The sequence below is a fragment of the Hoeflea sp. 108 genome, from assembly GCF_000372965.1.
Taxonomy (GTDB): domain Bacteria; phylum Pseudomonadota; class Alphaproteobacteria; order Rhizobiales; family Rhizobiaceae; genus Aminobacter.
This window is the reverse complement of sequence record NZ_KB890024.1, coordinates 3,608,754-3,621,524: the sequence shown is the minus strand read 5'-3', so window position 1 is coordinate 3,621,524 and position 12,771 is coordinate 3,608,754. Positions and strand designations below refer to the sequence as shown.

Annotated in this window: 12 protein-coding genes and 1 tRNA gene; 7 read left to right on the top strand and 6 right to left on the bottom strand. The window is 64.5% G+C overall.

Annotated features, from left to right (window positions below; all coding sequences use genetic code 11):
- Positions 1-91: 91 nt before the first annotated feature.
- Entirely contained in the window at positions 92-1,426 is a 1,335-nt protein-coding gene (locus B015_RS0118035) for an FAD-dependent oxidoreductase (RefSeq protein WP_018429131.1), read from the bottom strand.
- Between the two features lies 1 nt (position 1,427).
- Positions 1,428-2,834 (bottom strand): PLP-dependent aminotransferase family protein, encoded by a 1,407-nt coding sequence (locus B015_RS0118030; protein ID WP_018429130.1) that lies wholly within the window; start codon positions 2,832-2,834, stop codon positions 1,428-1,430.
- Positions 2,835-3,077: 243 nt separating this feature from the next.
- On the opposite strand from B015_RS0118030, the gene B015_RS0118025 reads away from it, so the two are divergent.
- The 5 genes from B015_RS0118025 to B015_RS32245 all read left to right on the top strand — a co-directional run bounded on the left by B015_RS0118025 (position 3,078) and on the right by B015_RS32245 (position 8,639).
- On the top strand, positions 3,078-4,157 hold the full coding sequence (locus B015_RS0118025; protein ID WP_018429129.1) for an ABC transporter ATP-binding protein: 1,080 nt from the start codon (positions 3,078-3,080) through the stop codon (positions 4,155-4,157).
- A gap of 53 nt (positions 4,158-4,210) precedes the next feature.
- Entirely contained in the window at positions 4,211-5,260 is a 1,050-nt protein-coding gene (locus tag B015_RS0118020) for an ABC transporter substrate-binding protein (RefSeq protein WP_026227428.1), read from the top strand.
- 88 nt (positions 5,261-5,348) lie between these two features.
- Positions 5,349-6,593 (top strand): ABC transporter permease, encoded by a 1,245-nt coding sequence (locus tag B015_RS0118015; RefSeq protein ID WP_040456900.1) that lies wholly within the window; start codon positions 5,349-5,351, stop codon positions 6,591-6,593.
- Positions 6,593-7,408, top strand: coding sequence for an ABC transporter permease (locus B015_RS0118010; RefSeq protein ID WP_026227426.1), 816 nt, complete (start codon positions 6,593-6,595; stop codon positions 7,406-7,408). Before B015_RS0118015 ends, B015_RS0118010 begins: the two co-directional genes overlap by 1 nt.
- 151 nt (positions 7,409-7,559) lie before the next feature.
- A complete protein-coding gene (locus tag B015_RS32245) occupies positions 7,560-8,639 on the top strand; it encodes a glycosyltransferase 61 family protein (protein ID WP_018429125.1) in 1,080 nt (359 codons plus the stop codon).
- A gap of 110 nt (positions 8,640-8,749) precedes the next feature.
- Here the strand turns inward: B015_RS32245 and B015_RS0118000 are convergent.
- A tRNA-Met gene (locus B015_RS0118000) sits at positions 8,750-8,826 on the bottom strand.
- A gap of 232 nt (positions 8,827-9,058) precedes the next feature.
- Between B015_RS0118000 and B015_RS0117995 the strand changes: the two genes are divergently transcribed.
- The gene (locus tag B015_RS0117995) at positions 9,059-10,015 is read left to right on the top strand and encodes a Gfo/Idh/MocA family oxidoreductase (protein WP_018429124.1); all 957 of its coding nucleotides are present in this window, start codon (positions 9,059-9,061) and stop codon (positions 10,013-10,015) included.
- Between the two features lie 55 nt (positions 10,016-10,070).
- On the opposite strand, the gene B015_RS0117990 is transcribed toward B015_RS0117995, so the two are convergent.
- Positions 10,071-10,448: a DUF1232 domain-containing protein gene (locus B015_RS0117990; RefSeq protein WP_018429123.1), complete on the bottom strand. Its 378-nt coding sequence runs from the start codon at positions 10,446-10,448 to the stop codon at positions 10,071-10,073.
- An 11-nt stretch (positions 10,449-10,459) separates the two neighbouring features.
- Positions 10,460-11,650 carry a tRNA 2-thiouridine(34) synthase MnmA gene (gene mnmA, locus B015_RS0117985; protein WP_018429122.1) on the bottom strand — a complete coding sequence of 397 codons (1,191 nt, stop codon included), beginning with the start codon at positions 11,648-11,650 and terminating at the stop codon, positions 10,460-10,462.
- 265 nt (positions 11,651-11,915) lie between these two features.
- Between mnmA and B015_RS0117980 the strand changes: the two genes are divergently transcribed.
- Positions 11,916-12,191, top strand: coding sequence for a DUF1153 domain-containing protein (locus B015_RS0117980; RefSeq protein ID WP_026227425.1), 276 nt, complete (start codon positions 11,916-11,918; stop codon positions 12,189-12,191).
- Positions 12,192-12,298: 107 nt separating this feature from the next.
- Here B015_RS0117980 and B015_RS0117975 read toward each other — a convergent pair whose 3' ends face one another.
- Entirely contained in the window at positions 12,299-12,760 is a 462-nt protein-coding gene (locus B015_RS0117975) for a paraquat-inducible protein A (RefSeq protein ID WP_018429120.1), read from the bottom strand.
- Positions 12,761-12,771: the final 11 nt, after the last annotated feature.

The window sequence follows — 12,771 nt, the reverse complement described above, 5'->3', positions numbered from 1 at the left end:
TGGGGCAAGCACGACAACAACGCACAGCACGAGGCCGCGCTCCAAGCCCCCGGAGCGCGGCCTTATGAACAAGGCTGCAACGCTGCAGCCGCTATCGGGAGCGGTCGACCGGGGTGTTGCGGCCGCCCAGCCAGCTGAACCGGTCCGGCCGAAACGCATCGAGGTCGGGTACCTGCTCGCGCCCGACCAACCCTGCAACCAGCCGGCCGGTGATTGCTGCGAGCGTCAGGCCAACATGACCGTGGCCGAATGCATATGTGACACGCCTGGCCCGGGGCGAATGACCTATGACAGGCAATGAATCGGGCAGGGACGGGCGGAAACCCATCCAGCGCGAACCGGCATGTCCGGCGCCCGGCAGCAGGGTTTCGACGGTGCGGGCGATGGCGTCGGCGCGGGCACGGTTCGGCTTCACCTTGAGGCCACCGAGTTCGACCGTGCCTGCGGCGCGCAGGCCGTCGGCCATCGGCGTCATGTAGAAGCCATGGGCCGTGTAGCAGACCGGTCGGCCGAGCAGTTCGCCTGCGTCCGGGAACAGCACATGATAGCCGCGCTCGGTTTCCAGCAGAATCCGGTCGCCTATCTGGCGCGCGAGCTGCGCCGACCAGGCGCCGGCGGCGACAACGACGTGATCCGCCTTGATCGTCTGTTCGGCGACACGGATTTCGACACCGTCAGCCAGCGGTTTCAGCGCTGCCTCACCGCTGACGAAGTGCCCGCCACGGCCGACGATGTCCAGTGCGAGTGCCTGAGCCAGCGCTCTCGGGTTCGAGAATGTGTAGGCGTCGTTGTAGAGGGTGCCGCTGTGGTAATGCGGCGCGAGGTTGGGCTCGAGCTCCCGGATGGTGCTGGCGTCGACCCGTTCGAGCCTGACGCCATGCCGCTCACGCAGCCGGTTGAAGGTCTCTGCGCCAAGCTTTTCCTTCTCGCTCTTGTAGAGGTAGAGAACCCCCTTGCGCTGTTCCAGATGCCCGGCACCAGCCTGCCGGACGAGCGGGCGCCATGCCGCGTCGGCCTGTCCAAGCAATCCGGCAAGGATTGCTGAAATGCGCTCGACCTCGGCTTTGGAACTGACGGCCAGGAACGCGCGCAGCCATGGTGCCAATTGCGGCAGGTAGCGCCAGACGATTGCCAGCGGGCCAAGCGGATCGGCGAGCATGCCCGGCACCTGGCGGGCAATGCCCGGGGTCGCGACAGGAATGATGCTCTGCGGGGCAACGGTGCAGGCATTGCCGAAGGAACAGGCCTGCTCCCATGCATTGCCCGGCAGCGGCGGCTCGCGGTCGACAAGCGTCACCTTGTGTCCGGCCATTTGTAGCCACATCGCCGAGCACAGCCCGACGAGGCCGGCGCCAATGACGACAACGTCGCGCCGTTCGGCCTCGGGGAGGGGGGCGACCTCGAGATCCACGTCGAGCTCGCTCATCTCAGACGCTCCCGAACAGCGAACGCGGTCGGTCGGCCAGCGTCGAGGCGATGATGCGCAGCGCCGTCGCCAGTTCCTCGCGCGAGGTGGCGCAGCCGATGTTGACGCGGACCGCGTGCTCGACAGCCTCGCGGTCGCTGGCAAAGGCAGTCGACGGCATCACGGCGACACCATGGGCACGGACATTCGTGGCAAAATCCTCGGCGCGCCAGGGCGGCGGAAGGCGCAGCCAGATGAACATGCAGCGTGCATCGGCATTGAAGGAATGGCCTGCCAGGATCGACATGACCAGGGCATGGCGCGCCCTGAGTTCGGCCAGCTGGGCCTTGAGGATGGAATTGGCCGTGCCGTTCTCGAGCCACCTCGTGGCGATCAGCAGCGGCAGCGGTGCCGGCATCCAGGCGGTGGTGCGGACCGCCTCTGCCATCATCACCGCCTTGCCCGGCGGGCAGGTAAGGTAGCCGACGCGCAGGCCCGGCGCGAGCGCCTTGGAAAGCCCTGATATGTGGTAGGTGCGTTCCGGTGCCCGCGTGATGATGGCGGCCTGGCGGTTGCCGAGCATCGGGCCATAGACGTCGTCTTCTATGATGGCGAGATCGTAGCGGGCCGCGATATCCACCAGCTCCCGCCGCCGCTTGTCACTCATGGTGACGACGGTCGGATTGTGCATCGACGGCACGGTGAAGACAGCCTTCACCCGTTCCTGCCTGCAGACGCTGTCGAGTTGCTCGGCCGACATGCCTTCGTCGTCGGCATCGACGCCGACGATCCGGAACCGGTACATCTGCGCCAGCGCCTTCAGGCCGTAATAGGTGAGGCGGTCGGAGACGACGACATCCCCGGGCTCTATCAATGCGCTGATGACGGCCAGCAGTGCATGTTGTGCGCCCGAGGTGACGACAATGTCCTCGGCGGCCGGGTCGAAGCCGTTGAGGCCTATCCAGCGTCGCCCGGCCGCACGGGCCCAGGCCGGGCCTTCCGGCGGCTGATACTCCTGCAGCTCGCGGAAGCGCTTGTCGGACGATAGTTTCGGCAGTTCTTCGGCCAGGCGCTGCTGGAAGTCGTCGACGGCAGGCCTGTTGACCGTGAGGTCGATGATCCCCGAGGGATTGGATGCCCGGTCGACACGCGGCATCGCACTCTCGGCATTGACGATGGTGCCGCGCCGCGTGCTGCCGGTGACAAGGCTCCAGTTCTGCAGCTCGCGATAAGCGCGTGTGACTGTCGAGACGTTGAGTGCCCGCTCGCGCGCCAGGTCGCGTTGCGGCGGCAGCTGGCTGCCGGGTTGCAATTCGCCGGAGCGGATCTTGGCCTCGAGCTCGGTTGCCAGTTCGAGATAGGTCGGCACACGGACGGTCTTCCTGTCCGTCTCCGCGTTTGTCTCGCTCTGGCTTTCGTTGTCATCCATACAAATAACCGTCACCACACATTGCCAGCGTTCTTGGCCAGCGTTCTCGGAAAGAGTGGGGGCAAGCCCGGCCGAGCCATATTTATCCACGTATCATCATTTCTGGCGATGATCGAGTGTCATTCGATGATTTTTGAGACAATGCATTTGTGTGGCTTGACAACAAATTATTGACCAAGACAATATGAGAGCGTGCCGGGACAAAAAGAGGCTGAAGCCTTCCGGCGCACGGAGGATCACGACATGAACGAGCGCTTCATCGCTTTCGAAGGCGTGCGCAAATCTTATGACGGCGCGAGCTATGTCGTGCGCGGGCTGGATCTCGATGTGGCCCAGGGCGAGTTCCTGACGCTTCTCGGGCCGTCGGGGTCGGGCAAGACGACCACGCTGATGATGCTCGCCGGATTCGAGATGCCGACCGAAGGCAGCATCACGCTCGGTGGCAAGCGCATAGACAGTGTTCCGCCGCATCGCCGCAATATCGGTGTGGTGTTCCAGAACTATGCGCTGTTTCCGCACATGACGGTCGGCGAGAACGTTGCCTTTCCGCTGAAGATGCGTCGCCTGGGCAAGGCCGAGGTGACCCAGCGCGTGCGACGCGCGCTCGACATGGTGCGCATGGGCAATTTCGAGGCGAGACGGCCGGCCCAGCTGTCCGGCGGCCAGCAACAGCGCATAGCGCTCGCCAGGGCGCTCGTCTTCGAGCCCGAGCTGGTGCTGATGGATGAACCGCTGGGCGCGCTCGACAAGCAGCTGCGCGAGCATATGCAGCTCGAGATCAAGCACCTGCATGCCCGGCTTGGCATCAATGTCGTCTACGTCACGCACGATCAGGGCGAAGCCTTGACCATGTCCGACCGGGTGGGCGTCTTCAACGACGGCACGCTGCAGCAGGTGGCGCCGCCCGCAGCGCTCTACGAGGCTCCCGCCAACCCGTTCGTCGCCACCTTCATCGGCGAGAACAACGCCATTGCGGGCGACGTGGTGGACCTTGGCGCCGGTGCCTGCCGCATCAGGACTTCGGATGGAGCCACAATTTCGGCGCTTGCCGGGGAGGGGCTGCGGCAGGGGGCGAAGACGACATTGGTGCTCAGGCCAGAGCGTATCGTGCTGGCGCCCGCGGCCGACGTTGCCAACCGCTTCACCGCCAGGGTCGAGGAGCTGATCTATCACGGTGACCATATCCGTCTCCGGGTCGCCACCTGCGGCTGCACCGACATCCGTATCAAGGTGCCGGCTCATACAGGCGTGACCCCCGCACCGGGCGGCGAGATCGCCATCGGCTGGCGGCAGGAAGATTGCCGGGCGCTGGCGCTGTCTTGAGGACAAAGGCCGCCGCTCGTCCAACGCAGACCAACAACAACAGGGGAACCGACATGACACGCATTGCCTTGCTGCTTCAGACTTCTGCCTTTTCCCTCGCTCTGATGATGCCGGCTCTGGCCGAGGAAACGCTGACCGTCACCTCCTGGGGCGGCGCCTACACCAAGAGCCAGGAGCAGGCGTTCATGGCGCCCTATTCCAAGGAGACCGGCGTCAAGATCCTCCAGGATGAGTGGGACGGGTCGACCGCCAAGCTGAAGGGCATGGTCGAGACCGGTCAGGTGACCTGGGACGTCGTCGATGTGGAACCTGGACATGCGCTGCAGGGCTGCGACGAAGGCTGGCTCGAGGAGATCGACTACTCGAAACTCGGCGGCAAGGAGGCGTTCATCGACGGCGCAGCGATGGATTGTGCTGCCGCCACCATCGTCTTCGGCACCATCTTTGCCTACGATGCCGACAAGTTCCCGAACGGCGGCCCCAAGACAATGGCCGACCTGTTCGACACGCAGAAGTTCCCTGGGCCGCGCGCGCTGCGCAAGTCGCCCAAGACAACGCTTGAATTCGCGCTGATCGCCGACGGCGTGGCGCCTGCCGACGTCTACAAGGTGCTTGGAACGCCAGAAGGCGTCGACCGTGCCTTCAAGAAGCTCGACACCATCAAGAAGGACGTGAAGGTCTGGTGGTCGGCCGGCGCGCAGCCGCCGCAACTCCTGGCCGACGGTGAAGTGCTGATGACCACCGCCTGGAACGGCCGCATCTATGACGCGGTCAAGAACAGCGGCAAGAACTTCAAGATCGTCTGGGACGGCCAGGGCATGGACTTCAACCTCTGGGCCGAGCCCAAGGGCTCGAAGAACAAGGCGGCCGCCGACAAGTTCATCGCCTATACGATGAACCCCGACGTGATGGCGCGGCAGTCGCAATACATCTCCTATGGTCCGACGCTGAAGGCGGCGATCGCCAAGGTTCCGGCCGCAATCCTGCCCGACCTGCCGACCGCGCCCGAAAACACCAAGACGGCCTTCGTCGTGAATGCCGAGTTCTGGGCCGACCATGACGAGGAATTGACCGAGCGCTTCAACAAGTGGCTCGCGCAGTAGTCCCCTTGGCGGGCGGGTCGCCTCTCCGGACTCGCCCGCATTTTTCTCCGGGACCAGCTCGGAAGGCAGCCGGACAATGACGATAGCGATGACGGATCACACCGCCAGGACGAATGTCGACGGGGCAGCGCTGGCGCGTCGCCTGCGTGGCCTCAGGCGCAAGGGGCAGGTGAAGGCGCTGCTCCTTGTCGCCCCGCTCATGCTGTTCCTCTTGGCGATCTTCGTCCTGCCGATCGGCATGCTGTTGACCAGGAGCGTCGACAACAGCGACGTCTCGCGCACCTTGCCGGCGACGGTTTCGGCATTGGCGGGCTGGGACGGGCAAAGCGTGCCCGGCGAAGCCGTGTTCGCGGCCTTCGCCGCCGATCTCAAGGCGGCGTCGCGTGAGGATGTCGCCGAGATCGCCAAGCGGCTCAACTATTACGAAACGGGCATGCGCTCCAGGCTGCTGAAGACGGCACGCACGATCCGCAATGCCGAAGCGCCTTTCCAGCAGGCCTTTGTCGACATCGACGAGATGTGGGGCACGCAGCGCGCCTGGCAGGTTCTGCAGCAGGCGATGCCCCGCTACACCGATTTCTACCTGCTCGGCGCGCTCGACCTGACCCGCGACGCAAGCGGCAATGTGGCAAGCGTGTCGCCGGATAACGCCGTCCACCTCGATGTCCTGGTCCGCACTTTCGTCGTCAGCGCATCAGTGACCTTGATCTGCCTGGTGCTTGGCTACCCCCTTGCCGCGTTGATCGCGCGCTCGAAAGGGGTCGTTGCCAACACGCTGCTGGTGCTCGTGCTGCTGCCGTTCTGGACGTCGTTGCTGGTGCGCACCAGCGCCTGGGTGGTGCTGCTCCAGAGCCGCGGCGTGGTCAACTCGGCGCTGGCGTGGATCGGCATCATCGATCCCGCCCAGCCGCTCGAGCTTATCTACAACCGCATCGGCGTGCTGGTGGCGATGACCCACATCCTGCTGCCCTTCATGGTGCTGCCGATCTACAGCGTCATGCGCGGCATCCCGCCTGTCTATCTGCGCGCTGCCTCGTCGCTGGGCGCGCCGCCGTTCATGGCGTTCTGGCGGGTCTATCTGCCGATGAGCCTGCCGGGCGTCAGCGCCGGCGCGTTGCTCGTCTTCATCCTGGCGCTCGGCTACTACATCACACCAGCCCTTGTCGGCGGCCCGCGCGACCAGATGGTCAGCTACTTCATCGCCTATTATTCGAACCAGGTGACCAACTGGGGCATGGCGGCGGCACTGAGCGGCATCCTGCTGGTCGCCGTGCTGATCCTCTATGCCGTCTACAACCGCCTGGTCGGTATCGACCGCCTGAGGATTGGATGATGATCAACGCGCGGTCCCCGATCCACCTCTTTCCCGTCCTGCTCTGGCTCGCCGGCGGCCTGGTCATCCTGTTCCTGGTCGCGCCGATCGTGGCCATCGTGCCGCTGTCGTTCAATGCCGAGCCGTTCTTCACCTATCCGATGCCGGGCCTGTCGCTGCGCTGGTACCAGGAGTTCTTCGGCTCCGAGGTCTGGCAACTGGCGCTGAAGAACAGCATCATCGTCGCCGTCCTGGCCACCATCCTGTCGACTGTTCTGGGCACGCTCGCCGCCATCGGCCTGACGCGACCCGACTGCCCTGCAAGGGCAACCCTGACGGCGATCCTGATCTCGCCGATGATCGTGCCTGTCATCGTCTCGGCGGTCGGCATCTACTACGCGTTCGCAGCCGTCGGCCTGCTCAACTCGCTGACGGGGCTGGTGCTTGCCCACACCGCCATCGGCGCGCCCTTCGTCGTCATCACGGTGACGGCGACGCTGGCGAGCTTCGACCACAACCTGATGCGGGCGGCAGCGAGCCTGGGCGCCACCCCGGTCGAGGCGGTGATGCGCGTCATGCTGCCGATCATCGCGCCAGGCGTCGTGTCAGGCGCGCTGTTCGCCTTCGTCACCTCATTCGACGAGGTGGTTATCGCCCTGTTCATTTCCGGCTCCGAACAGCGCACCCTGCCGCGGCAGATGTGGAGCGGCGTGCGCGAAACGCTGTCGCCGACGATTGCGGCTGTCGCCACGCTCCTGATCCTGTTCTCGACCGTGTTTCTGATGACCGTGCAATGGCTGCAGCGGCGCGCCGAGCGGCAGAAAGTCACGGCCTAGACCGGATGAGTTCGTCCAGGCCTCGGCACCGCACGGTTTTGCCTCGGCTTCGGATATTGTTCGTTCGGCGGAGAGATGGTGCGAACAACGATGGAGATGAGCAGTCCATGCGTCTATAAATGCCCAAGCTCTTTGTCAGAGAGGCGGGTGCATGTCGGCCATTTCACGGCTCTATCCTCTTTCAGGCTCGATTTTCGAGCGGCTCCGCAAAGTGCGGGGCACGCTGGCAGGGCTTCCGTCCGAGCTTGTTGCCGAAGCTGAAACGCTCGAACAGGCGCCTGCTTACATGGACCCAGCCGATTGGGATCGCGTCCGGGGCGCGGAGCAGTCGACGACGCTCGACAATGAAAGGCTGCGGATCGCGGGCGGGTTGCGACAACATGGTGCGACCACGCGCTATCGACTCGGCGATGCATTGGCGACCCCTCGCGGGGTGTTCAGCCTGTTGCGTAGCCTGCAGCGCCATGGTCCCGCACCTCTGCAAGCCGTGCTGACCGAGCCCATGCTGCATGTGGACAAGGCATTTTTCGCGATGACTTCGGTGGCGCTTGCCTATTTTGGCCACCTGGCAAACGATTCCTTGCCAGCCTCCCTGCTTGCCCGGCCAGACGAGATCCTTTGCCTGCCCTACAACCCGTTCTGGCATCACGCCCGCGGCTATTGCGAGATGCTCGGCCTGTCGCCGGCACCCGCTCCATTGGTCTATGCCCGTGAGATGTGGCTGACCGACGACCGTGGAATGAACACGCACCGCCGCGCCCGTACGCGGGACCTGCATGGAAGGCTGCATGCAGAGTTGGCGCCATCAGGGCACGCCGGCGTGTTCTTGCGGCGGGGCGGAACCGGCGCCAGCCGCAGCCTGCAAAATGAAGACGAGGTGGCCGAGGCTCTGGCTGCCCGCGGCTATGTTGTCTGCGATGTCACCTCGCCATTGCCGGAGCTGCTGGCAGCGCTGGCGCAGGTGCCTGTCGTCGTGACCGTCGAAGGCAGCCAGTGGGTGCATGGCCACTTTGGCGCCGCACTTGGAGCGCTGATCGTGGTGATCAATCCTGCCGACCGCTTCAATGCCCTGATCGCCGATATGGTGCCGGCGCTTGGCCAGCGCATGGCGACCATCGTCGCCGACAAGGCGGAAGATGGATATCATGTCGATGTCCAACGCCTTCTGGCGCTGATAGACCGAGCGCAGGACGACATGGCCCGAACGGGGGAAAGCCTGCAGCGCGGGTGATCGAGGCATCCCTGCGCAGTTCCTGATGTGCCAGGCCGGCATCATCTCGTGCAAACGAGATCGGCCCGTCAGACTGCTCTGCGGGCTTCACATAAAATCATCTATGGAAGTGGTAGCGGGAGAGGGACTTGAACCCCCGACCCCAGGATTATGATTCCCGTGCTCTAACCAACTGAGCTACCCCGCCAGGGCCGGCAAAATGTTCGACTTTCTGTCCCGATTTCGGGGCGGGCGTCGAAGCGTTCGCCAAGGTCGGGCGGATATAAGGTTGGCAGGGCGAACCTGTCAACACCTTCATTTGCGAAATTCGCAAGTTGCTGTTTCAGCCCGTCCTGAGCCGTTAGGACACAGGCTGCGGGGTTGAGTTCGTACCCCTTGGCCATTATGTCTGCCGCAGATTTTTCCCGGGAAAGAGCCTGATGAAACCGCGTATTGCTGTCCTTGGATGCGGATATTGGGGCGGTAACCACATCCGCACCCTGAAGTCGCTCGGTGCTCTCCATGCCGTCTCCGACGTCGATCCGGCCCGCGCCGCACGTTTTGCCGGCGAACATGGCTGTATCGCGCTCACCCCGGACGAACTGATGACACGCGACGATGTCGATGCCATCGTCATGGCCTTGCCGCCGCAGTTCCATGCCGATTTCGCCGTGCGTGCCGTCCAGGCGGGCAAGGACGTGCTGGTCGAAAAGCCGATCGCGCTGACGGTGGCCGATGCCGAGCGCGCGGTGCAGGCGGCGCGCGACAATGGCCGCGTGTTCATGACCGGCCATGTGCTGCGTTTTCATCCGGCCTTCGAAGGCCTCAAGGCGCTGGTCGACAGCGGCGAGCTGGGCGAGGTCGGCTACATTCATTCGCACCGCCTCGGCCTTGGAAAGTTCCACGCCGAAAACGATGCGCTGTGGGATCTCGCGCCGCACGACCTGTCGATGATCCTGGCGATCACCGGCACCGATCCGGTCGAGGTCAGGGGCGAGGGGGCTGCACTGCTCAATCACCTCAGCGACTTTGCGCATCTGCACATGCGCTTTCCCAACGGCCTGCGCGGCCATCTCTTCGCCTCGCGCCTCAATCCCTATCGCGAGCGCCGGCTGTCGGTGGTCGGCACCAAGGCGATGGCCGTGTTCGACGATGTCGAGCCGCAGGAGCGTAAGCTCGCCGTCTACCGCCACGCTGTCTGGCAGGAGGATGGCGGGTCGTGGACGTCGACCATGAAGGATCCGACCTACATTGCCATCGAGAACGCGATGCCGCTGACGCGCGAGCTCGAGCATTTCATCCACTGCATCGAGACGCGCGAAGAGCCGCGCACGGGCGGTGACGAGGCGATCGGGGTGCTGAGGATCCTGACGGCGGGCACGGTGACGCACGACTGAGTGAGTAGGGAATAGCGAATAGGGGGATGCGTCGTGCTCCCCGGCTTTTTCGCTATTACCCTCGCTTGGTCAACACCCACCAGCCGGCAAGCGCAATTGCTGCCAGCCACACCACCACGATGAAGGCGAGGCCGGCCATGCTGCGTGGCTTGGCGGTAATGTTTGCCGCCTCGGCGCGGAAGCCCGCCATCTGCTCGGCCGGGATCATGCGGATCACCAGCCAGATGCCCAGGGGCACGATCAGCAGGTCGTCGAGATAGCCGAGCACCGGCACGAAATCGGGAATGAGATCGATTGGGCTGAGCGCATAGGCGGCGACGCAGGCAGCCGCCACGCGGGCAGGCCACGGCGTCAGCGGGCTGCGCGCGGCAAGATAGAGCGCCACGACATCGCGCTTCAGAAGCCGCGCCCAGCGCTTGGCTGCTTCCAGCATGGTGTCCAGGCTTATTCGGCTGCGATCGGGCCCGGCATGGCGGCCAGCCTGGTCAGCATGGCCTCAGCATCGGCGCGCCGCTCGGAGCGCTCGATGAAGCCGCCGCCGAAGACACGCGCTTCGTTGCCGTCGTCGGAATAGAGCACGCAGGCCTGGCCGGGGGCGATGCCCGACTCACCGTCCGACAGCTCGACCCAGGTGGCACCGTTCTGGTGATGCAGGACCGCAGCGCGCGGCGGGCGCGACGAGCGCACTTTGGCAAACATTTCGAGGCCGCCTGCGGGCACATCGGCAAGGGTGCCATCGCCCAGCCAGTTCATGTTGCGCAGGAAGATCTTGTGCGTCTCCAGCGCCTCGCGCGGGCCGACGATGACGCGCGCCCGCTCGGCGTCGATGTGGACGACGTAGAGCGGCTCGCCCGAGGCGATGCCGATACCGCGGCGCTGGCCGATGGTGTAGCGCAGGATGCCCTCGTGGCGGCCGAGCACGCGGCCGTCGATGTGGACGATGTCGCCGGGGTTGGCGGCCGACGGACGCAGCTTGGCGATGATGTCGGTGTACTTGCCCTGCGGCACGAAGCAGATGTCCTGGCTGTCCTGCTTGGCGGCGACCGTCAGGCCCATGCGCTCTGCGGCGGCGCGCACGTCGGGCTTGGACATGCCGCCGAGGGGGAAGCGCAGATAGTCGATCTGCTCCTGCGTGGTGGCGAAGAGGAAATAGCTCTGGTCGCGGTCGGCATCGACAGGGCGATAAAGGGCGCGGTGGGCGCCGTTCTGGCCCGAGCGGATGTAGTGGCCGGTGGCCAGCGCATCGGCACCGAGCTCGCGGGCGGTGGCCAAAAGGTCGGCGAACTTGACGGTCTGGTTGCACGACACACAGGGGATGGGCGTTTCGCCGGCGACATAGCTCTCGGCGAACGGGTCGATCACGGCCTTGCGGAAGCGCTCTTCATAATCGAGCACATAATGCGGAATGCCGAGCGTCTCGGAGACGCGGCGGGCATCGGCGATGTCCTGGCCGGCGCAGCACGAGCCGGCGCGATGGGTGGCGGCGCCATGGTCATAGAGCTGCAGCGTCACGCCGACGACGTCGTAGCCTTCCTGTTTGAGCAGGCCCGCGACCACTGAAGAATCGACACCACCCGACATGGCTACAACCACGCGGGTGTCTTCGGGGCGTCCGGGCAGGTCCAGGCTGTTCATCGGGATTGCGTTCCGCTGTCTTTGGTCGGCTGCATGCCAATGGCTGCAATATAGGTCAACCCCGGCCGCAGTGCCACCCGCGCCGTGTGCGCGCTTTTTGCGCTGCAAATACAAAGCTCTGGGCAGGTGGTTAAATTGCGGATCAAGAGTCTAACGATCCATTCACGTTCGTTACTTACCCCTTAGGGAACGCTTAGGCAATTTTTAAAGCTGTGGCGTTAGTGTGGCGGATGATTGGGTCTTTGAGTTTTTAGTAGAGAGTACGATGACCGATCTGGTTAGACCGCGTGTCAAATATGTTATCGGGCCGGACGGCAGCCCGCTTACGATTGCCGATCTGCCCCCGAGCAACACGCGCCGGTGGGTTATCCGCCGCAAGGCGGAGGTGGTTGCCGCCGTCAGGGGTGGGCTGCTCAGCCTCGAAGAGGCGTGCCAGCGCTACAAGCTGACGACCGAGGAGTTTCTCTCCTGGCAGGCATCCATTGACGAATACGGTCTTGCTGGCCTGCGCACCACGCGCATCCAGCAGTATCGTCACTGACACCGGCCGTTAGGGCCAATCAAAGAAAAGGGTGCGGGAAACCGCACCCTTTTTGCTTTTCGGCGGGGTTTTCCGAGCCCTGGCTTTGAGGGCGGAGAGCTCGGTTATCAGTGAGCCGTCCGGTCTTCCGGTCGCGGCGCGCGCTTGATCATGGCGGAGGCGGTGGCCGTCAGCACCACCGACGCCGCAAAGAACCACAGTCCGGGCTTGGTGAAGGCAGTTGCCAGGCCGGAGGTCTTGGCGGCGAAGATCACGAGCGCGACCAGGATCACGTCCAGCATCGACCAGTTCGACAAAGCGCGAAACCAGCCGGGAATGCCTGCGCCCGATCGGCCATAGGCTGCGTTGTGCAGCAGGCCGAGCTTCATGGCGGGGAACGCCACGGAAAACAGCGCCACGACAGCCGCCAGCAGCCAGTCGCCGCCGCTCCACAGTGCTGCGATCATGCCGATCAGCGAAGGTTCGTCGGAGAAGAAATACAGCCGGTCGACATGGATCAGCGGCAGGACGATGCCGAGCGAGAAGCAGATGGAGGCTGCAAACAGGATCAGTGGCAGAAGCGATCGCATCGCCAAGCTAT

Excerpts from the sequence above, each read along its gene's own strand:
- B015_RS0118035 (WP_018429131.1), bottom strand. The coding sequence starts at position 1,426 with ATGAGCGAGCTCGACGTGGATCTCGAGGTCGCCCCCCTCCCCGAGGCC.
- B015_RS0118030 (WP_018429130.1), bottom strand. The coding sequence starts at position 2,834 with ATGGATGACAACGAAAGCCAGAGCGAGACAAACGCGGAGACGGACAGG.
- B015_RS0118025 (WP_018429129.1), top strand. The coding sequence starts at position 3,078 with ATGAACGAGCGCTTCATCGCTTTCGAAGGCGTGCGCAAATCTTATGAC.
- B015_RS0118020 (WP_026227428.1), top strand. The coding sequence starts at position 4,211 with ATGACACGCATTGCCTTGCTGCTTCAGACTTCTGCCTTTTCCCTCGCT.
- B015_RS0118015 (WP_040456900.1), top strand. The coding sequence starts at position 5,349 with ATGACGGATCACACCGCCAGGACGAATGTCGACGGGGCAGCGCTGGCG.
- B015_RS0118010 (WP_026227426.1), top strand. The coding sequence starts at position 6,593 with ATGATCAACGCGCGGTCCCCGATCCACCTCTTTCCCGTCCTGCTCTGG.
- B015_RS32245 (WP_018429125.1), top strand. The coding sequence starts at position 7,560 with ATGTCGGCCATTTCACGGCTCTATCCTCTTTCAGGCTCGATTTTCGAG.
- B015_RS0117995 (WP_018429124.1), top strand. The coding sequence starts at position 9,059 with ATGAAACCGCGTATTGCTGTCCTTGGATGCGGATATTGGGGCGGTAAC.
- B015_RS0117990 (WP_018429123.1), bottom strand. The coding sequence starts at position 10,448 with ATGCTGGAAGCAGCCAAGCGCTGGGCGCGGCTTCTGAAGCGCGATGTC.
- mnmA (WP_018429122.1), bottom strand. The coding sequence starts at position 11,650 with ATGAACAGCCTGGACCTGCCCGGACGCCCCGAAGACACCCGCGTGGTT.
- B015_RS0117980 (WP_026227425.1), top strand. The coding sequence starts at position 11,916 with ATGACCGATCTGGTTAGACCGCGTGTCAAATATGTTATCGGGCCGGAC.
- B015_RS0117975 (WP_018429120.1), bottom strand. The coding sequence starts at position 12,760 with ATGCGATCGCTTCTGCCACTGATCCTGTTTGCAGCCTCCATCTGCTTC.